Raw genomic sequence first — 18963 nt, forward strand, 5'->3', positions numbered from 1 at the left:
GTACAATTAAAGCGAATATTTGACATCATTTAACTATATTGTTGCGCGATTTCCACGCGTATATTTACGTGGAACAACAATGCATCACTAGCGAAGAAGGTCTTTGTAAAACGCAAGCGGCTTACCGCACACAAGCATGCGATTGATGCGCTGATGCGCGAATTTCCGGCCATGATTTACGGCGGCGTTGCCTGCGCAATTTTTCTGAAAATGGCGTTGGTCCAGCCAGCGCCGCGCCGGTCAGTGCACCAGCAGCGGCGCGCGATAAGATTTCACGCGGTCAAGCTTGGCGGCGTACAGGTCATGATCGCTGCGGGTAGTGCTGCTCTCCAATGCGACGCTCAGGTGCTGTACTGCCTGATCGATTTCTCCCAGCCGCAGGCAGGCGATGCCGAGCCAGTACTGGAATTCGTGATAGTAAGGATCGCGCGCGATTTCTTTGGTGAATTGCAGCTTGGCAGTCTTGTAATCTCCTGCCCGCATTGCCGCCATGCCCAGGTTGAATGCCTGGAACGGCGCTACCGGCTGCAATTGCGCGAGCCTGGCGCCCAACGCCTTGGCGCGCGCCGTCTGGCCAAGTTCGTTGAGAACATCGATCAGATTGAATATGACGACGGTGTTGTCGGGCTCGCTCTCAAGCACTTGCGTGAACGCACGCTCGGCCTGCTGCGGATTGCCGTGACGCCGGTAGATCACGCCCAGCGTATTGTACGAAGCCAGGAATCTGGGATCCTGCCTGATGGCTTCGCGCACCCACCAATAGGCATCGTCCTGCTGATGCTGCGCCAGCGCTTCCGCGGCCTGGTTGTTCATGTACATGGCGACGACTGTGTTTTCGCCGATATCCAGGCGATTCTGCCCACTGATCTCTTCCGGCGGCAGGAAATCGATGGTAAGAAGGCTGGCCTGGTCGAACCGGGTGCGGACGTCGCTCAGTTTTTTACCCAATGTAATATTGACGTGTCCGCTGGCAAAATAGATATCGTCGTTGCGGGTCCAGGACTGATCGATCAATACCGTCTGGTACTCGATCGGCAGCCCCAGCTGCTTGGCGAAAGCGGCAGTCATGATCACCAGCGACAGGCAGTTTCCGGAACGCGCGGCAAAGGTTTGCGCGGCATTGCGGGTGTGCTCGGAGTTGTAGTCCAGTTTCAACTGTTTTTTGTTGTACAAGGCATCGAACAGGCCTTGCTGCATGCCTTTGACATGCATCTGGTAGGCGATTTCCTCGCTGTGCAGGTATTGCTGCATGGGTGGGCTGAGCGCAAATACGTCATCGGCGCTGATGCGTTGCGAGGCGGGCGCGAACAATTGATCGTTGAACAGGTTATCCGCCCGCGGCGCCGGCGGCTCCGAGACGCAGGCGGCGAGCATGATGCAGAAAGGCAGGACTACCCAGTTTTTCATCTGAGGCCACCATGTCGAAAAATGCCGTTTCGAGTCGAGGTACCGTTGTGTGCTTCTACTCTCTAATATATACCTGATTCGATCAAGCCGGCGGACGGCCCATGATGTAGTGTTCGAGCTGCTGGATGATGAACTGCTGCTCGGAAATGATATCTTTCACCAGGTCGCCGATGGAAATGATGCCGATCAGCTTGCCGTTGTCCAGGATCGGCAGGTGGCGCAGGCGATTCTCGGTCATCAGCGCCATGCACTGCTCATTGGTGTCTTCCGGGCGCACGTACATGACGGAGGAGGTCATGATGTCGCGCACCGAGGTTTCTGTCGACGAGCGGCCCTTGAGTATCATTTTCCGGGCATAGTCGCGCTCCGTGACGATGCCGACAATGACCTCTCCTTCCGTCACCAGCAATGCGCCGACGCTTTGATCGGACATCATTTTTATGGCGTCGAATACCTTGGCTGACGGCGAGATGGTGTAGACGGCCTGGTTTTGCTTGGTCTTAAGAATTTGTGCGACGCTTTTCATCTGCGGTCCTTTCAGACAAGCCTGCGGGTGCATCAATGTTTCCAGCCGTGCTTTAGTAAGAAAGTAACGCGTTCGTATTCGAATTGCAAGTCTCTTCGTCGGCGGCGTGAATCGCTGCCGCCGACTGGCAAATCTGACAGTACAAAAAGACGTGCTACTGCACTAATATTGCATTGCGGAAATTTAATTTTCTCATGCATAGCATTTAACAGCGGATCCTGAACTTGATCAGCCGCCGGGCGGCGACCTCCGAGGGCAGAGCATGCCAGCGCAGTGACGCCATCGTTTGGAAGCGCAAGCTTCATTCCTTATGAAAATGAATTTCAGTGGCCGTTTTTAGCGTTACAAGCGTACTGAAAAAAATAGCCAGGTCATCTGATGCAATTGTTGCGCCGCGCAAGTCGGGCGTCCGCATGGCGATCTTTCTTTTTGCCGGCGCGTTGATCGCCTGCATATGGGGGGTGACTCTCTATGACGGGGCTGAGGGAGGGATCGGGCAGCGGGCTTTTATCCTGGAGGCGCAAGCCGATCTGCTCCACGCCGGCCAGATTGCGATGCTCGATGCGCCGCCGGGCGCCGGCCATGCGCAGATGCACAAGCGGCGGACCTATGCGCTGGCGATGTTTGCGACGATGGTGGTGCTGATGCTTACCATGCTCATTTTGTTCCTGGCTGACGGCCTGATCAAAACGCGGCGCGCGGCAGCATTCTCCAATCAGGCGAAATCGCAGTTTCTGGCCAATGTGTCGCATGAACTGAGAACGCCTTTGAACGGCATCCTGGGTTACGCCGAACTGTTGCGAGAGGACCTGGCCGGCACCGACGCCTGGCATTTTGCCCAGGCAATCCATGACAGCGGCACGCATCTGCTGCTGCTGGTCAATTCGGTGCTGGACCTGGAGCGTATTGCTGCTGGAAAAATGGAAGTATTCCTGGCAGTGGAAAACCTGCGCGAGCTGATGCAGCAGATTGTCGCCGGACATGCATCGACGGCAATGCGCAAGAAGATCGGCCTGCGCCTGGCGTTGACCCCGGGATTGCCGGTCGAAGTCGTCTGTGACCGCAGCAAGCTGGTGAGGGTGTTGAATAATTTGATTCATAACGCAGTGAAATATACCAATCAGGGCGCGGTAACCGTAAGGGTTTTTCATGGCAGCGGCAGCTTGATATTCAAGGTGATCGATACCGGCGAAGGCATTCCTGCCGGTTTTCGGGACGCCATTTTTGAAAAATTCACGCAGGTAGACGGATCAGACCTGCGCGCGCAGGCGGGCAGCGGCATGGGGCTGGCGCTGGCCAAGGAGCTGGTGAAATGCATGGGTGGCGCGATAGGCGTGCAGTCGCGGCTTGAGCGCGGCTCCATATTCACTTTTACGCTGCCGCTCCCCAAGGCAGGCACGGAAACGAAGGTGCGATGAAGCACATACTGGTAGTGGATGACAATCCTCTGAACAGCAACCTTGCCAAGGTCATCCTGACCCGGGCCGGGCATTCGGTGCAGGTTCTCACTTGCGCTTCCGATGCTTTGCACTACCTGAACAAGAACCCGGTCGATGTCATATTGACTGACATCGGCATGCGGGATATTAACGGCAAAGAGTTTTGCCATATCGTCAAGAGCCGCCTGAATGCGTTCGCACCCCGCGTAGTGGCGTATACCGCGTATGCGATGGAAGGGGAGCTGGCCTCGTTCAGGGCCGCCGGTTTCGATGCTATCGTGGTCAAGCCGGCCTCGCGCCGGCAGATTCTGGCGGCGGTGGATCCCGATGGATCATATTGACGATGTTTCCGCACGCGACATGACAAGGCCGATACATCCGGACATGCAACTTCAGACCTGCGATCACTTCAGCCCCCAGACATTTTTGAGGCATGCCTATCAAGACAAGGCTGTCTGTGCCGAATTGTGCGCGCTGTTTCTGCTGGTCGCCGGCGAGCAGTTCGGCAGGCTCGAGGCCGCCGTGCGGGCGCAGAATGTGGTTGCGGCGGCACACGAATGCCACGCCCTGAAAGGTTCTTTGCTGATCGCCGGAGCGCATGCGGCGGTACGGATGCTGGATCAGATCGACGCAGAGTTCAAGCGGAAAAAATTGCCGTGCGGGGGTGACGGTTTTTCAAAGCTGCAAGTCGAAATTGAACTGACGATGCAAGAAGTACGGCGCTTTCTTGCGGATAGCGAAGAGTCGGCTGTTCGATGCTGACGGCGGCCTTGGCGGCGGTTTTCAATTTATCTGCAAAATGCTGGTATCGCTTTGCAGCCGATGTTCGGCGATTGCGGCGGGGTGGCCGGAAAGCCAGAGCGCCGTGCCTTCGATCAGCTTCTGGGTCGGGACAGGTTTCGCGAAGGAGGCGACCAGCAGCACCACAAAACTGGCGACCACCAGTGAGCGGTTCAGGCTCGGTTTCGGCGAATTTTCCGCATGCCAGATAAAGCACAGGCCGACCGCCAGGCCGAGCAGGAAGCCGCTCAGCGCTTCCGAGACCGAATGGAAGTGCAGCTGCACCCGCGACAGGCTGATCAGCGCCGCCAGGCCGACTCCCAGCATCGCGGCCGACCAGCGCAGCGCAAATGCCTGTTGCCGGAAAATGAGATAGAAGAGCGTCGGGAGAATCGCGGCGGAACGCATGGCGTGGCCGCTGAAGCCGGTGAAATCAAGCGCCTCTATGCCGATGCCCCAGCCGACAAAAGCAATCTTCGACGCCGCGACCAGCATGAGTCCGCCGGCAAACAGCAGGCACCAGGACAAGAACAGGCGACGCGTTGCTCCGGCCGTCAGCCAGATTGCGATGGCGACAGCGGCCGGAAGCATGACGTTGCTGCTGCCGATCTTACTGATTTGCATCCATGAAAGCATAGGAACCGGTACCTGAAATGGGGTGGTAAACGCCTGCTCTGGCGATCAGAATCCTGCCGGCGCGCAGCGCACCCGTCATCGCACCTGTCATTTTATGCGGTGTTGATTCAAGCGCCCGTGCTGAGCCGGGTCTGGCGCGCCTTGCGGGCGGCGCAGCCGCGCAAGAAGCCGCGCAATTCCTCGAACACGATAGGTTTTTGAAAATACAGCACCTCGTCAGGCAAGCCGCCGCGGGCTTCCAGCGCATCTTTGCCAAGCGTGGTCAGGATGGCGATGTCGATATGCCTGAGTTCCGGCTTGGCGAGCACTGTCTTGACGATCTCATAGCCGTCGATGCCTTCCATCACGATATCGAGCAGCAGGATATCGTACTTGCGCTGGGCGATTTCCATCAGCGCCTGATAGCCGTTCTCGCAAAAGCTGATCTCCAGCGGGATATTCCAGGAGCTTATCTGCTTCTCATACACCTTGCGCTGCAGTGCGTTGTCTTCAACGATGAGGGCGCTTAGCGTCGATGACAAAGAGCCTTTTTCTTCCAGCAGATCGCTGCGTTCCGCTTTCAGCGCCTCTACCGCTTCGCGCGGAATGCGCCGGTGTCCGCCCTGGGTTTTCCAGGCAACCAGAATCCCGCGTTCTACAAGTTGCTGGACCGATGTGACGGAGATCCCCAGCAGGCGGGCGGCTTCTTGCGTAGTGACATCGCTTTGATTGAGTTTCACTGCTGGCATCGGGTAATTGATTCAGTTATGTATTTTATCAAACTATGAAATGCAGATCATCCATAGCGCCAACGGTTTGGAGGCGGCCGCAGCGGCAATTGTTCCTGCGCCCGCACCTGATTTCATTCCCTGCCTGCGCATAGTAAGTCTTCCGCAGCCACGACAACAGCCTTATTGAAGCCTTCAAGAGACGGCGGACAGCTTTGCGGGGAAATATCCACGCACATTTTAAAGGCGCTTTGCTGCAGCGCAATCAAAAATCTCTATTAAAATCAATTTTAATTTGTTATATTTAACAATGTAATGAATTTACTGTTTTTATTGATTCAATGTTTTCTCGCCTGAACTGCCAGCCGGTTTGGTCAGGGATGCCGGCAATCCAAGGCGCGTCTACTGCAAGGAGGCGGTTTGGACCGTGCCTGGCATGTTTCCCGGCGGCAGCCGGATGATTTTTACGTGTGAGTCAAATTGAAAAAAACAATCGTGCTGTTAATCCTGTCTCTGGCGCTGGGCGGCTGCGCGCTTGCACCGGGGATGCGATTCGATCCGCAAGGGACGGTCGATGCCAGCGACCCCGATTCCAGGCCGGTGATCAAGCCGATCACCCTCAAGCTGGTGCAGCAGGAGCGTGCCGAGCGCCTGCGGCAAGCGCAGGCCAGCGCATCGTATTACCAGGAACTGCTGACACAGCCCGAGCCTTACCGGATCGGCGTGGCGGACGTATTGTCGATCATCGTCTGGGATCACCCCGAACTGGTGGTGCCGAACCTGACCTATACCATCGGCGCCAGCGGCGCTGAAATATCCAATGTCGGCCTGGCCGCGCAGACGCTGCCTGGATACGCCGTCGGCAGCGACGGCAATGTGCAGTTTCCCTATGTCGGCAGGTTCAAGGCGGGCGGCCTGACAGAACTCGAGGCGCAGCAGCAGCTGGTGACGCTGCTGAAGAAATATATCCGCGATCCCCAGATTACCTTGCGCGTGATCGGCTATCGCAGCCGCAAGGTTTACGTGGATGGCGAGGTGCGCAGCGCCGGCGTCAAGCCGATGACCGATGTGCCGATGTCGCTGGCGGAGGCGCTGAACCAGGCCGGCGGCATCAGTCCGTCCGGCGATCCCAGCCGCATCACGTTGACGCGCGGCGCCAGGAACTACCTGATCAGCATTCCCGAACTGGCGGAGCACGGCATCAGTCCGTCCAAATTGATCTTGCAGAGCGAAGACTCGCTGCGGATCACGCCGCTTGCCGACAATCAGATCGTGGTGGCCGGCGAGGTGCGGGACCCCCGTGGCGTGCCCTTGCGCAGCAACGGCCGGCTCACCTTGAGCGATGCGCTGAGCCAGGTCGGCGGCGTGCTGGCGGAGACCAGCGATCCAAGCGCGATCTATGTGGTGCGCGCGGCGCCTGAGGGGACCATGCCGGAAGTCTTTCATCTGGACAGCAAGTCGCCGGTCGGCCTGGCGCTGGCGGAAAACTTCGAGCTGAAAGCCAAGGATGTTGTCTATGTCGATGCGCCGGGGCTGGTGCGCTTCAGCCGCATCATGGCGCTCTTCTTAGGCAGTTCGACCAATGCGGTCAATTACCGCAATGCCGTGGACAAGAAGAATTGATCAAATCCATCCTAATCGTTTGCATAGGCAATATTTGCCGCTGTCCCATGGCGCTGGGGCTGTTCGCCCGGAAACTGCCTGGGGTGCAGCTGAACTCGGCCGGGATCGATGCCGTGGTCGGGGCGCCGGCCGATCCGTTGGCGATAGACCTGATGCGTCTGCGCAATATCGATATCAGCGCGCATCGAGGAGAGCAGTTGCGCGCCTGGCAATGCGCATCCGCCGACCTGATTCTGGTCATGGATCTGCCGCAGAAGCGGTTTATCGAAAAGCATTATCCGACCACGCGCGGCAAATTGTTCCGCCTTGGAGAGTATGGCCGCTTCGATATCTTCGATCCTCACCAAGGCGGGCGCAGCGATTTTGAACGCTGCCTGGCGCTGATCGAACAGGGTGTCGACGATTGGACCGCGCGCATAGCGGCGAGCGGATCGCCGCCGCCCAAAGCAACCCATGAGCTGGTCCAGATAACGCAATGAAGGCGCCGATCTTACGATGACAAAACTTACGCAGCCGCTGCATATGTCCGCAGGCAAGGATGAAGAGTTGAATCTGACGGCTTTGCTCGACGTACTGATCGGCAACCGCAAGATGATAGGCATAGTCACGATTGCCTGCTTTGTGCTGGGAACGCTCTATGCATTTCTGGGAACGCCGGTGTACCAGGCCGACATACTGGTCCAGGTCGAGGATAACTCCGCCAGCGCCGCCGCCAGCAACATGCTGGCTGATATGTCGTCCATGTTTGATGTGAAATCGACCGCCGCGGCCGAAATTGAAATACTCGGGTCGCGGCTGGTGGTGTCGCGTTCAGTCGACGCCTTGCACCTGTACATCGAGCAGAATCCAAAATATTTCCCTTTGATCGGCGGCTGGATTGCGCGCCACAATAAAAAATTGTCTGTGCCGGGATTGCTTGGCTATGGCGGCTATGCCTGGGGCAATGAGAGCATGGACGCGGATATTTTCAACGTGCCGCAGGCGCTCGAAGAAAAGAAATTCAGGCTGCAGCTGCTGGAGCACGGGCGCTATCGCCTCAGCAGCGGAGAATTCGATGAAGTGTTCGAAGGCAGCATCGGCAAGCTGGAAAAATTCGCGGTGGAGGATAGCAATCTCGAACTGAGGGTGGCCAAGGTCGATGCCAGGCCCGGGACCGTCTTCACATTGATCCGCAATTCCAGGTTGAAAACCATCCTCGACCTGCAAGACCAGCTGGTGATCGTCGAGAAGGGCAAGCAGTCGGGGGTGATCGGCGCTACCTGGCAAAGCCCGGATGCGCGGATTGTAAGCGAGACCATGAATCAGATCGGCCAGCAGTACGTGCGCCAGAACATTGAGCGCAAGTCCGCCGAGGCCGCCAAATCGCTGGACTTCCTGAATGACCAGATACCGCAGCTGAAAAGCGAGCTGGAGCAGGCGGAAAATCTCCTCAATGCCTTGCGCAACAAGCTCGGCAGCATCAGCATGAGCGACGAAGGCGCGATGGTGCTGCAAAAAGCGGTAGATACGCAGACCCAGTTGCTGGAACTGAAGCAGAAGCGCAAAGACCTGGCGATGCGCTTTTCGGACTCGCATCCGTCGCTGAAAGCGGTTGATGAGCAAATCAGCGCCTTGTATGGCGAGCAGGGGAAAGTCAACGGACTGATCAAGCGTTTCCCGAATAACGAGCAGGATTTGCTGCGGCTGACCCGCGATGTCACCGTCAACACCACCTTGTATACCGGTCTGCTGACCAATATAGAGCAATTGAAGCTGGTGAAAGCCGGCAAGATCGGCAATGTGCGGCTGGTCGATGTCGCTGCCTTGCCGGAACTTCCGGTCAAGCCGAAGAAACTGATTGTGCTGCCGGTCTCGCTACTGTTGGGCTTGTTCTTCAGCGTCACGGCAGCCTTTGTCCGCAACATGCTGTTCAGCGGAGTTACAGACGCCAGCGAAATCGAGCAGCACACCGGCTTGAGCGTCTATTCAACCATCCCGCGCAGCGATGCCCAGCTGGCGCTCAGCCGGCAGGTGAGGACGAAAGTGCACGAAGTGTCGCTGCTGGCCGTGGCGCAATCGAACGACCTTGCGATCGAGAGCATGCGCAGCCTGCGTACTGCGCTGCAGTTCGCCATGCTGGAGGCGAAAAATAATATCGTGCTGCTGACGGGGCCGTCGCCGGCCGTCGGGAAATCCTTTATCGCGGCCAATCTGGCGGCGGTGGTGGCGTCGTCGGGCAAGCGCGTGCTGCTGATCGACGCCGACTTGCGCAAGGGGCATCTCAACGAGTATTTCGGTTTCGGGCGCGACGGCGGCCTGTCTGAGCTGGTATCCGGTTCGCTGCAAGTGGCTGCCGCGATCCACCGGGAGGTGGTCCCGGGCCTGGATTTCATGGCGACCGGTAAATTGCCGCCGAACCCGGCCGAGCTGCTGATGGCGCGCAGCGTTGGCGAGGTGCTGAAAACCGTGGCGGAGCAGTACGACATCGTGATCGTCGATTCGCCGCCGGTACTGGCCGTGGCGGATCCAGCCATCCTGGCGGAATTTTCCGGCACCACCTTCCTGGTCGCCCGTTCCGGCCTTACAAAAATCGGCGAAATCATTGAGTCGGCAAGGCGCCTGGTGCACAACGGCGCGCATCCGAAAGGCGTGTTGTTCAATGGCCTCGATCCCAATGTGAGCAGATACGGCTACGGCTCCAAGTACGGCAGCTATCGCTACACCGCCTATTCATACGAGAAAAGCAAACGCTTAACGACCTGAAATACAACCTGAAATACGACCTGAGAAGGGCGAGGGCAGGCCGCCATTTTGCGGTTCCTGCTCCCAGGTCTTTACCGGTGGGTACCCAATGAAGCTCCGAGCCATGAAAAAATTCAGCGCTTTATTTCAAGTCATCGCTGAACAGGCGATCTTTACCTTGTCTTTTTTTTGTACGCAGGCCTTGCTGGCCAGGTATCTGAGCGTAGCAGGTTTCGCGTCGTTTTCAGCGGTGTATTCGGCGGTGATTCTGTTAAACATCATCCATGGCTGCACCGTGATGGAACCGCTGCTGGTGTTTTCCAAATCGGACCATGGCATCAGCAAGCCGTTGCTGATGCAGCTGCACGCGCCTCTGGCCTTGGCCAGTATCCCCGTCACCATCTACCTGGTGGCGCATATTCCCAATGCGCCGCCGCACTTCGTCCTGGCGCTGGTGTTTGCGCTGACCGGCTTCATCGTCTACTGGACGGTGCGTTCCATTGCCATTCTTGAAAACAAGAGCCTCAAGTCGGCGCTCCCTGCCTTGGCGCAGTTTGCCGGCGTCTGCCTGGCGATCACCCTGATCCCGAAGGATAGTCCGTATCAGCTCAATGAAGTATTGATTTTCCTGGGATTGCCGCTGCTTCTTGCCAGCGCCCTGATCTCCAGGGGGACTCCGCCCAAGACAGGGCAGGTCAGCGGAGCGTCTCCGGAGAGTCCTCCGTGGCTGAGCTTCGGATTGAACAACACGTTCAGCCAGATCCTGGTGTGGGCCATGACCCATGGCCTGGTGATTTTCTACATGTCGCGCCAGCAGGCCGACCTGGCTGCCAATTTCCGTGTCGTGATGACCCTGGTCTTGCCGGCGCAGTACCTGAATATCGCTATTTCCAATTACCAGCTGCCCAAGCTTTCGCGCCTGGCGGAGGAACGCTCGCCGCAATTTTCGGCGATGGCGCGCACCTTCATTCTGGTCACGCTCGGACTCAGTCTTTTGTACAGCCTGCTGCTGTGGATGGCGGGAGGATCGCTGGTCGGCATGCTGTTCGGGGCCAAATACGCCGGCCTGAACATGCGCGACTACATCCTGTTCCCATTCATCTTCGCTGCCATCCAGGGCGGCCGGACGGTCTTGAAGGCGCTCAGGCTTACCCACTACGCAAGCTGGGCGGTCGCCGTCGGCTTCCTGTTTTTCCTGCTCGCATTCTCCCTCAACGGCCGCGGTTCGATCAACAGCGTATTGATCCCCACGGTATTCGGCCTGGGAGCGGCGGCCGTCATCATGTTTTACCAGATCAAGAAAAGTCTAAAGGCTATTTATCTATGAAAATTGTGATTTGCGCTGTTCCGTATAGCCCGAACCTGGGCGACGGCGTCATCTATGAAAATATCAGGCAGTTGCTGACAGAGCTGGCGCCGGCCGCGCAGATAAGCGCGCTCGACATCGCCGGCCGCGATGGCTATGACGTTTCCAGCGTTTCCAGGAAGCCTTTGATAAACCGGGTGCCGGGACGGCTCCGGCCATCGGTTGTGTGCGCCTATTTTTGTCTCCAGTACTGGTGGCGCTGGCGTCACAAATGGGCGGAGCAGCTGGCAGACGCCGATCTCATCGTGGTCGGCGGCGGGCAGCTTTTCATGGACGCCCATCTGAATTTCCCCATCAAGCTGTTTTTGCTTTCAAGGACCATCAAAGCGATCGGCAAGTCCGGCAAGGTTGCCATTTTTTCCGTGGGGGCGTCGAAACTGATGTCCAGCGTCGGCGCCAACCTGTTCCAGCGCGCATTAAAGAATATGGCGCCGGTGCGGATCAGCGCGCGCGACATGCTGTCAGCGCAGCATATGAAAAAATACCTGGCGATCGACGGCGATGTCTGCATCACTCCTGATCCGGCGATCTATTCGCGACAGACTTATGCGCAGGATCCTCGCGCTGCGCACAGCGGAAATGTGCTCGGCATCTGCATCTCCTGTCCGCTTGAAGTCAACCACGGCGTCACAAGCGGGCCGGCTTATGAATCGAAAATTTCCGAATTTTTCGAGAACCTGGCGCTGCAGGCGACAGCACTGGGATATGTCGTCAAGTTCTTTACCAACGGCGCTCCGGAAGACGAAGTATTTAAAGATGCGCTGGCGGCCCGGCTGAACAGCCATCGCATAGTCAATGTGCCCAGGGCCGCTGCGCCTGCGCAGCTGGTGGAAAACATCCGCGCTTGCGACTACATCATTGCCCATCGGCTGCATGCCAACATCGTTGCCTACGCCCTGGATATACCTGCCATCGGGCTCAACTGGGATGTCAAGGTCAAGTCATTCTTTGAGCTGATAGGCCGCAGCAGGTTTTTCATTCCATCGCCGATACCGGATGTGGAAAGCACGCTTGATCTGCTGAAGCACGCGCGGGCATCGTGCGGGACAGAAAAATCTCGCCTGACGCTGAGGTTGAAGAAAGAAGTGTCGGCGCTGCTGGAATCGTCCGTCCAGCAGGGCGTCACCGCGGGAACGCGGCGCTGGATAGGCAGCAACGTCGATTATGAAAACATTGTATAGGACACGCATCAACCCCGAAATGCGGGTTGTCAGCGCGATATGCATGCTGCTGCTGAGCGGCCTGATCTATTTCTATCAGCGGGTTTTCCTTCCGGATTATTTTTTCATTGATGAAAAGACGATCACCGACCTGATCAGGTACACCGATCTCGACATCTCGCTGCAGGACTCGTTTACCAGCACTGCGATGGTATATGCCCTGATCGGACCGGAATGGTCGCAGATCCTGCTGCTGCTGGCGACGGCGGCAGTGATCGTCTACGTCTGCAAGAAATCCTACCGGCTGATCGACCTGCTGTTCGCCTTTCTCCTGATGCTGTCGTTTGCGCTGTTCAATCTTAAATTATCGAAAGAAGTGATCGTCATCATGCTGAATCTGATCGCTTGCGCGGTGTGCGCCACGCAGCTGTCGAATCGCAAGAAAATTACGATCGTTACCGTTTTTTATTTACTGTACGCGTGGAAATTCCGCGTGTACTACGTCGTCATCGCGGCGCTGATGCTGGCCTTTCATGTGATCGCCGGCAGCCGCGGCAAGTTGCGTCTCTGGCTTGTGGCCGGCATGTTGCTGCTGTGCTGCGCGATACCGGGCGACTTCTGGGATCAGCTGCAGCAGGCGCGCGATGTGGCCAACGCCAATCGGGAGGGCTTGTCCGATTCCAAAACCATGTTCACGAATCTGCTGGCGCCAAACGGTGTGCTTACCGTTGTCCCGAACGCGCTGTTTGCCGCCGTCCGCTTTTATTTTGCACCGCTGTTCTCCTTGCGGGTGCAGGAACTGTTCCTTTCGTCGACGCTGTGGTTCCTCACCCTGGTCTTGTTCAAAAGGCGCAATTACGGCCATCCCTTGTTTTTGCTGCTGGCCGCCAATTTTGTTGTCCAGACTTTCTTTGAACCCGATCTGGGTTCGTTCTTCCGCCATTTGAGCGCCTACGCCTTTTGCGTATTCGGGATCGGCTACATCGTCCCGGACGACGACGGGGAGCAGCAGGAATTGACGACAGCCGGATTAAACCGCCTTGACGAGGAGATCTGAATGAATCGCGCGCGACCGTTGCACATCCTGAATGTGGCTGAGACTATCAAGGGCGGGATAGCGACCTATCTCGATACGCTGGAGCACTACAGCCGCGATTTCAACTGCCAGTTCGAATATCTGATCCCGGCCGCGCAAACGGACCAGATCGCATCCAGGCAAATCCAGCCGCATCCCTATTCCAGGAAAGGCATGGGACCGCTGCGGCTGGCGGCGGCCATCGTGCGGCTGGCGCGGCAGCACAAGCCGGATGTGGTGTACGCCCACAGCACGTTTGCCGGCGTCGCCCTGTGCCTGGCCAAGCCGTGGCTATGCCGAGGCACCAAGACCATGTATTGCGCGCACGGCTGGGCCAGCTTCCGCGATCGCAGCAAGCTGGTGATACTGCTGAGCCGGATTGTAGAAAGAGGCATGTCCTACATACCTGATGCGGTGGTGAATATTTCCCGCCATGAGCATGAAATCAACCGCATACATGGGTTTTCAAAGAGAAATGTACTGATCCCGAGCACCGTGCTTGACCGCGACAGCCGCCAGAAGGAGCCGCGCCGGGACGATGAGCGGCTGCATATCCTCTTTGCGGCCCGCCTGGATTGGGAAAAGGGCTATGACATCCTGGTCGAAGCTATCCATCTCCTGCAAAAGAGAAGGCCGGATTTTGTCTACCATATCGTCGGCGATGCAGTGCTCGGCAATCTCAAGATCGAGAAAATCGTTGCCGATAACGTGCATTACTACGGCTGGGTCGATCATGCCGAGATCGACCGCTTTTATGACCGCGCCGATGTATTCATCGTGCCGTCGCGCAATGAGGGATTCGGTTTGACCGTGCTGGAGGCATTCCGCAGTTCGGTGCCGGTGATCGCCAGCGACCGCGGCGCCTTGCCCGAGCTGGTCGAACATGCAGTCAATGGCCTGGTCTTCAATTGCACGGCTGCCGACCTTGCTGAGAAATTGCATGGCATGGACCTCAATACCTTGCGCAGCTACGGCCACGCCGGGCGCCGTTCCTACGTGGAGAAGTTCTCGCCGGCGCAATTCGTTGTCAGTTACCAGAAATTGTTCGGACAGCTGCGCGGCTCTCTCTGACTTGCTGCGTGATGCATCCCACACGGTTGCACACGGTTGTAGGCGGTTGCTATTCAGTTGCCATTTCATAATCAGGAGCTTGCATGAAAATGCGTATTGGTGTTTCCCTGTCGTTGTGTGCATTCTGCGCGCTAGGCGCTTCCCAGGCGAAAGCGCTGGAACAGGATGGCATTCCCTCGATTTATCCTACCGCTGCCAGTATCCAGATCGACCCCGTCAAGATCACGGAAAAGGATCTGAGGCTGATAAAGAACGCCGGTTTTGAATACGTGCGCTTTGGCGTGCGTCCGGAAATTGCCGCCGTGGCCGGGAAAAAGGCGGATTACACGGGATTGCTGGCGCAACTGCGCGCCCTGCATCTAAAGCCGGTTCTCACATTGTTCGGCGGGCCGGACGTATGGGGCGAGAAAACGGCGAATGCCACCAGCCGCCAGATGGCAAGCCAGTCTGCCAGCGATTTTGCCAATTTTGCGGTCGGCTTCATGGGCCAGCATCGCGACCCCGACATTCTGTGGGAACTGTGGAACGAGCCGGAAATCCCCACTTTCTTGAAACCGGAACTGTTGCGTCCGGGCCTGGTGCCGTCGGTGCAGAAAATCTGCAACGCTTTGCAAAGCCAGTCCGGCCCCAAAGCCTACAAGGTGTTCGGTTTCGGCTTTTCCAAAATGCCGCGTGCTTTCTCCAGTTCGCCCTACGACGAGTTGCTCGACGTTTCTCTAAAAACCTGCCTCAGCGGCATCTCTGTACATCCCTATCGCGAGAAGCCGGAAACGCTGGTCGGCGATTTTGCGGAAGTCCGCCAGGTAATGAGCAAATACGAGAAGAGCAGCGCACCGGTGATTGCTTCAGAATGGGGATATTCAAGCTTTTCTCCGACGCGCGACCTGGATGGCCAGGCGCTGCTGGTGATGCGGGAATATCTGTCCAGCGTATTTGTGCGGCTGTCCTTGCTCAATATCTATGCATGGAAGGACGCCGGCGACAATCCCTCTGCAATCGAGGAGAATTACGGCCTGGTTGATCTGAGCGGCCAGCCGAAGCCCGCATTGCTGGCCTTGCAGCATTTATTTTCCAGGCTTAGCCAGACGCAGCTTGTATCGGCCAAGGCCAGCGGCAGCGACTTCCAGCTGACCCTGGGCAGCCAGGCGGCGGCCAAGGATAAGCGTACGGTGTATGTGGTCTGGAGCAGCGCCGCCGGTTCCGGGGCGACTTATCAATTTTCCAGGAACGGCGCCAAGGCCTGCGCCATCAGCCGCTTTCTTCCGGCGCAGACCGATGCAGCGTGTCCCGGCAGCGGCGACACGGTGGAGCTGAAGGCCGGCCCGGCGCCGCAGGCCGTCACGCTTTACTACTAAACTGCGGCGGCTGTCTCAATAGGCGGCGCTGCCGGTCCAGCCCTTGAAGGCTGTCCAGACCAGGATGCGGAAATCCATCAGGAACGACCAGTGCTGGATGTAGTACAGGTCGAACTGGACGCGTTTCTCCATTTTATCCACGGTGTCGGTTTCACCACGGTGGCCGTGGATCTGCGCCCAGCCGGTGATGCCGGGCTTGACCCGGTGCCGCACCATATACATCTCCAGCAGTTTTTCGTAGAGCTCGTTGTGTTCCAGCGCATGCGGCCTGGGGCCGATCACGGACATGTCGCCGATCAGCACATTGAGGAACTGCGGCAGTTCATCCAGGCTGGTGCGCCGCAGGAATTGCCCGACACGGGTGATGCGCGGATCATGTTGCGTGGCCTGGGTCAGCTTGTTGTGCTCCTGGTGCAGTTTCATGGTGCGAAATTTGTAGACCATGAATTTCTTGCCGTTGAGCCCCAGCCTGGCTTGCTTGAAGAACACGGGGCCTGGCGATGAGTATTTGATGCAGACGGCGATCACCGCAAACAAGGGCGCCAGCAGCGTCAGCGCCGCCAGTGCGAACAGCTTGTCGAGCAGGTGCTTGACGACGGCGTGGAAGCCGCTAGGCGCGGGACGATTCAATTCCACGGCAGGGATGCCGAGAAAATTGACGGCCAGATTGCTCAGCATTTGTATGCCCGACGTATCAGGCACCCAGCGGATATCGACCAGGGTATTGCGCAGGCAATGCTGCAGCTGTTTCAACTGCGGCGTGGCGCTCATCGGCAGGGTGATCCAGATTTCATGGATCTCGTGCTGCACCACGTAGTGATGGATGTCATCGTAGCTATCGATGTGATCGATGGCCGGATCGTGCAGTGCGTGCGCCTGTTCGCCGGCGACGGCCACGGCGCGCACGTCATAGACCGCAGCCGCATTGTGCAGCGCGCGCTTGTGCATTTCCTGTCCGGTGGGGCCATAGCCGACAATCACGATGCGCCGGGTGTTGATGCCGCGCTTGCGCAAGTGACAGGCCGAAGCATAGATGAGAAAGCGGTACAGTGCCAGAAAGGCGAGGCTGATCAGGTACCAGTACACCAGCCAGCGGCGCGACAAAGCGCCGACTCCATGCACCATGACGCTGAGAGAATACCCCGCCAGCAATATGGCACCCCATGCGCAGGCCAGCCTGGCGAAGATCGCCGGCATCGGCCACTCTTGCCAGGATGTGTACAAATTCAACTTGGAAAATGTCAGCACGCCGAACGCACAGCAGAAATACAGGAGCACGGAATGAATCGGCGCGATGGTGGTCATGGCCGAATTGAAGTGGAAGTGGCCGGCCAGCTGGGCGGTGGCGCACAAGATCAGCGCATCTACCAGCCATTGCGGCAATTCGAAGGTGAGTACACGTTCGAAAAGTATCAGGGATTTTGAACTTGCCATGATTTTTAGAGAAAGCATCCAAAAGAAGGCATGTGATTGCATGGGCGAACACGCATGCCGCATGCACGACTAACGCCCGCAAGGGCGGCCGGTGGCCGTCCGCTCGCGGCATCGGCCGGAGATTCGTGATCTCGGCGGATTGGCGGCGCGCGCGATAGAAAATGATTTTCGGCAACGTATGAGTCATCATAAGCCGACTGGCTGTTAAATTCAATGATTAAAATGAATTTAACGAATTTGGTATTTTTATATATATTCGGAAGAATATAGCGCCGCCGTCGGCGAACGCCGCTGGCGTTGTCCCGTAGAGGGCGGAACGTATGGACGTGCAGGAGCGGCTCGGCGAGGCGAACAGCTGCCGGGCGGTTTATTCCAGGGGTAGGGGCGGAGGCCTTGACGCCTCAGGGTGGGGGCTCAGCTAAAGGAGAAGACCTTATCCTTGCCGATAAAATTTTTGCCGCGCGCACCTTGCATCGCCTGGCTCACCATCTGCCGGGCGTCCAGGAGGGAAACGCCATAGTCGGAAAAATCGGTCTTGACGCCCAGCCGATGAAGGAACTCGCGCAGGCGCTGTTCCGCCGCATCGCGGCTGGCGCCGAACACGCGCTGCAGGGTGACGTCGCGTTCCGCATGCACGCCCCAGGCCATGCGCAGCACCAGCGGCAGCGTGAAGGAGCAGGCGATGCCGTGCGGCAGTCCGTGGCGCAGCGTCATTTCGTAGGAGATCGAGTGCGCCAGCGCAGTCTTGGTATTGGAAAACGCCAGTCCGGCTTTCAGGGCCGCCAGCGCCATCGCCGAGCGCAACGCCGGGTTGCCCAGGTCGTCGGCCAGCGCCGGCAGGCAAGCCAGGATGTCCTGGATTGCGGAGGTCGCGTAAGTGTCAGAGATAGGGTTGGAGTTGACGTTCCAGATCGATTCCAGCGCATGCGACAGCGCGTCCAGGCCGGTGGAGATAGTCACCTGGCGCGGCAGGCTCAGCATCAGTGCGGGGTCGACCAGAGCCGCTGCGGGCCAGGTGCAATCCAGGTGCAAGGAATATTTCTTCTTGCCGGCGGCATCCCAGATGGTTGCCCAAGGCGTGACCTCGCTGCCGGTGCCGGCCGTGGTCGGGATAGCGATCAGTTTTTTCGTCCGTGGCGGCGTGAACGGCTTGCCATCGGCCAGCAATGCCAGCAATTCCGCGAAACTGCCGCTGGCGGTGCCCACCAGCAAGGCCTTGGCGGTATCGATGACGCTGCCGCCGCCCAGTGCGACCAGGGTGTCGCAGGCCTCCTCCTGCCGCCAGAACCGTTCATACGTGGCGCGCAAGGCGGCGACGTCGGGATTCGGCTGGATATCGTCGATGACGTATAAGAGACGGTCGCCCAGCAGTTGTTCCATCCGGCTCACCAGGCCGAGCGTCCGCGCTTCCGGAAAAGTCGCCAGGACCACCTTGCCGGCGCCAAGCAGCTGCGGCAGGTCTTGCAGGCAGCCGCTGCCGAAATGGATTGCGACCGGATTATGAAATCGTTGCGACATTGCTTTTCCTCGTTGCGGATGATGCGCCGCCCGGCCGATGCCTGGCGGTGTTTTGGTTTCTTCAAGGCGGGCAAGTTATCACAAACGTTTTACCGCAGAATGACAGGAGTCCAGCGTCAGGTTGTTTTTTTAAAAAGCCTGTGGT

Annotated in this window: 17 protein-coding genes; 11 read left to right on the plus strand and 6 right to left on the minus strand. The window is 57.9% G+C overall.

The genetic code is table 11. From position 1 onward, the window contains the following. Positions 1 to 240: 240 nt before the first annotated feature. Together KHU30_RS03055 and KHU30_RS03060 are read right to left on the minus strand one after the other, a co-directional pair. On the minus strand, positions 241 to 1407 hold the full coding sequence (locus KHU30_RS03055) for a tetratricopeptide repeat protein (protein WP_211441154.1): 1167 nt from the start codon (positions 1405 to 1407) through the stop codon (positions 241 to 243). 82 nt (positions 1408 to 1489) lie between these two features. Continuing rightward, positions 1490 to 1933: a CBS domain-containing protein gene (locus KHU30_RS03060; protein WP_211441155.1), complete on the minus strand. Its 444-nt coding sequence runs from the start codon at positions 1931 to 1933 to the stop codon at positions 1490 to 1492. Between the two features lie 413 nt (positions 1934 to 2346). On the opposite strand from KHU30_RS03060, the gene KHU30_RS03065 reads away from it, so the two are divergent. The 3 genes from KHU30_RS03065 to KHU30_RS03075 are packed head-to-tail and all read left to right on the plus strand — an operon-like array spanning position 2347 to position 4134. Then, entirely contained in the window at positions 2347 to 3351 is a 1005-nt protein-coding gene (locus tag KHU30_RS03065) for a sensor histidine kinase (protein WP_211441156.1), read from the plus strand. Next, positions 3348 to 3713 carry a response regulator gene (locus KHU30_RS03070; RefSeq protein ID WP_211441157.1) on the plus strand — a complete coding sequence of 122 codons (366 nt, stop codon included), beginning with the start codon at positions 3348 to 3350 and terminating at the stop codon, positions 3711 to 3713. The genes KHU30_RS03065 and KHU30_RS03070 overlap by 4 nt, the downstream gene beginning before the upstream one ends. Continuing rightward, on the plus strand, positions 3700 to 4134 hold the full coding sequence (locus tag KHU30_RS03075) for an Hpt domain-containing protein (RefSeq protein WP_211441158.1): 435 nt from the start codon (positions 3700 to 3702) through the stop codon (positions 4132 to 4134). Before KHU30_RS03070 ends, KHU30_RS03075 begins: the two co-directional genes overlap by 14 nt. A 21-nt stretch (positions 4135 to 4155) precedes the next feature. On the opposite strand, the gene KHU30_RS03080 is transcribed toward KHU30_RS03075, so the two are convergent. Both KHU30_RS03080 and KHU30_RS03085 read right to left on the minus strand, forming a co-directional pair. After that, positions 4156 to 4776 carry a phosphatase PAP2 family protein gene (locus tag KHU30_RS03080; RefSeq protein ID WP_211441159.1) on the minus strand — a complete coding sequence of 207 codons (621 nt, stop codon included), beginning with the start codon at positions 4774 to 4776 and terminating at the stop codon, positions 4156 to 4158. 119 nt (positions 4777 to 4895) lie between these two features. Next, entirely contained in the window at positions 4896 to 5516 is a 621-nt protein-coding gene (locus KHU30_RS03085; RefSeq protein ID WP_211441160.1) for a response regulator, read from the minus strand. A 459-nt stretch (positions 5517 to 5975) separates the two neighbouring features. On the opposite strand from KHU30_RS03085, the gene KHU30_RS03090 reads away from it, so the two are divergent. The 8 genes from KHU30_RS03090 (at position 5976) to KHU30_RS03125 (ending at position 15866) form a co-directional block, all read left to right on the plus strand. Continuing rightward, on the plus strand, positions 5976 to 7118 hold the full coding sequence (locus KHU30_RS03090) for a polysaccharide biosynthesis/export family protein (RefSeq protein WP_230411514.1): 1143 nt from the start codon (positions 5976 to 5978) through the stop codon (positions 7116 to 7118). After that, positions 7115 to 7597 carry a low molecular weight protein-tyrosine-phosphatase gene (locus KHU30_RS03095; RefSeq protein ID WP_211441161.1) on the plus strand — a complete coding sequence of 161 codons (483 nt, stop codon included), beginning with the start codon at positions 7115 to 7117 and terminating at the stop codon, positions 7595 to 7597. Before KHU30_RS03090 ends, KHU30_RS03095 begins: the two co-directional genes overlap by 4 nt. A 16-nt stretch (positions 7598 to 7613) precedes the next feature. Continuing rightward, positions 7614 to 9860, plus strand: coding sequence for a polysaccharide biosynthesis tyrosine autokinase (locus tag KHU30_RS03100; RefSeq protein WP_211441162.1), 2247 nt, complete (start codon positions 7614 to 7616; stop codon positions 9858 to 9860). 103 nt (positions 9861 to 9963) lie between these two features. Continuing rightward, positions 9964 to 11166, plus strand: coding sequence for a hypothetical protein (locus KHU30_RS03105; RefSeq protein WP_211441163.1), 1203 nt, complete (start codon positions 9964 to 9966; stop codon positions 11164 to 11166). Then, a complete protein-coding gene (locus KHU30_RS03110; RefSeq protein WP_211441164.1) occupies positions 11163 to 12386 on the plus strand; it encodes a polysaccharide pyruvyl transferase family protein in 1224 nt (407 codons plus the stop codon). The genes KHU30_RS03105 and KHU30_RS03110 overlap by 4 nt, the downstream gene beginning before the upstream one ends. Further along, on the plus strand, positions 12370 to 13422 hold the full coding sequence (locus KHU30_RS03115) for a hypothetical protein (protein WP_211441165.1): 1053 nt from the start codon (positions 12370 to 12372) through the stop codon (positions 13420 to 13422). Before KHU30_RS03110 ends, KHU30_RS03115 begins: the two co-directional genes overlap by 17 nt. Next, positions 13423 to 14511 carry a glycosyltransferase gene (locus KHU30_RS03120; RefSeq protein WP_211441166.1) on the plus strand — a complete coding sequence of 363 codons (1089 nt, stop codon included), beginning with the start codon at positions 13423 to 13425 and terminating at the stop codon, positions 14509 to 14511. An 83-nt stretch (positions 14512 to 14594) separates the two neighbouring features. After that, positions 14595 to 15866: a hypothetical protein gene (locus KHU30_RS03125; protein ID WP_211441167.1), complete on the plus strand. Its 1272-nt coding sequence runs from the start codon at positions 14595 to 14597 to the stop codon at positions 15864 to 15866. 15 nt (positions 15867 to 15881) lie between these two features. On the opposite strand, the gene KHU30_RS03130 is transcribed toward KHU30_RS03125, so the two are convergent. After that, positions 15882 to 17300, minus strand: coding sequence for an undecaprenyl-phosphate glucose phosphotransferase (locus tag KHU30_RS03130; protein ID WP_211441168.1), 1419 nt, complete (start codon positions 17298 to 17300; stop codon positions 15882 to 15884). A 414-nt stretch (positions 17301 to 17714) separates the two neighbouring features. Continuing rightward, positions 17715 to 18818, minus strand: a complete 1104-nt coding sequence (gene psrA / locus KHU30_RS03135) for an iron-containing alcohol dehydrogenase PsrA (RefSeq protein WP_211441169.1) — start codon at positions 18816 to 18818, stop codon at positions 17715 to 17717. Positions 18819 to 18963 lie beyond the last annotated feature (145 nt).

The organism is Collimonas humicola (genome assembly GCF_018304945.1).
GTDB lineage: Bacteria > Pseudomonadota > Gammaproteobacteria > Burkholderiales > Burkholderiaceae_D > Collimonas > Collimonas humicola.

Coding starts and splice junctions, on each gene's coding strand:
- KHU30_RS03110 (WP_211441164.1), top strand. CDS start 11,163: ATGAAAATTGTGATTTGCGCTGTTCCGTATAGCCCGAACCTGGGCGAC.
- KHU30_RS03105 (WP_211441163.1), top strand. CDS start 9,964: ATGAAAAAATTCAGCGCTTTATTTCAAGTCATCGCTGAACAGGCGATC.
- KHU30_RS03115 (WP_211441165.1), top strand. CDS start 12,370: ATGAAAACATTGTATAGGACACGCATCAACCCCGAAATGCGGGTTGTC.
- KHU30_RS03055 (WP_211441154.1), bottom strand. CDS start 1,407: ATGAAAAACTGGGTAGTCCTGCCTTTCTGCATCATGCTCGCCGCCTGC.
- KHU30_RS03070 (WP_211441157.1), top strand. CDS start 3,348: ATGAAGCACATACTGGTAGTGGATGACAATCCTCTGAACAGCAACCTT.
- KHU30_RS03080 (WP_211441159.1), bottom strand. CDS start 4,776: ATGCAAATCAGTAAGATCGGCAGCAGCAACGTCATGCTTCCGGCCGCT.
- KHU30_RS03075 (WP_211441158.1), top strand. CDS start 3,700: ATGGATCATATTGACGATGTTTCCGCACGCGACATGACAAGGCCGATA.
- KHU30_RS03060 (WP_211441155.1), bottom strand. CDS start 1,933: ATGAAAAGCGTCGCACAAATTCTTAAGACCAAGCAAAACCAGGCCGTC.
- KHU30_RS03065 (WP_211441156.1), top strand. CDS start 2,347: ATGGCGATCTTTCTTTTTGCCGGCGCGTTGATCGCCTGCATATGGGGG.
- KHU30_RS03100 (WP_211441162.1), top strand. CDS start 7,614: ATGACAAAACTTACGCAGCCGCTGCATATGTCCGCAGGCAAGGATGAA.
- psrA (WP_211441169.1), bottom strand. CDS start 18,818: ATGTCGCAACGATTTCATAATCCGGTCGCAATCCATTTCGGCAGCGGC.
- KHU30_RS03085 (WP_211441160.1), bottom strand. CDS start 5,516: ATGCCAGCAGTGAAACTCAATCAAAGCGATGTCACTACGCAAGAAGCC.
- KHU30_RS03130 (WP_211441168.1), bottom strand. CDS start 17,300: ATGGCAAGTTCAAAATCCCTGATACTTTTCGAACGTGTACTCACCTTC.
- KHU30_RS03125 (WP_211441167.1), top strand. CDS start 14,595: ATGAAAATGCGTATTGGTGTTTCCCTGTCGTTGTGTGCATTCTGCGCG.
- KHU30_RS03120 (WP_211441166.1), top strand. CDS start 13,423: ATGAATCGCGCGCGACCGTTGCACATCCTGAATGTGGCTGAGACTATC.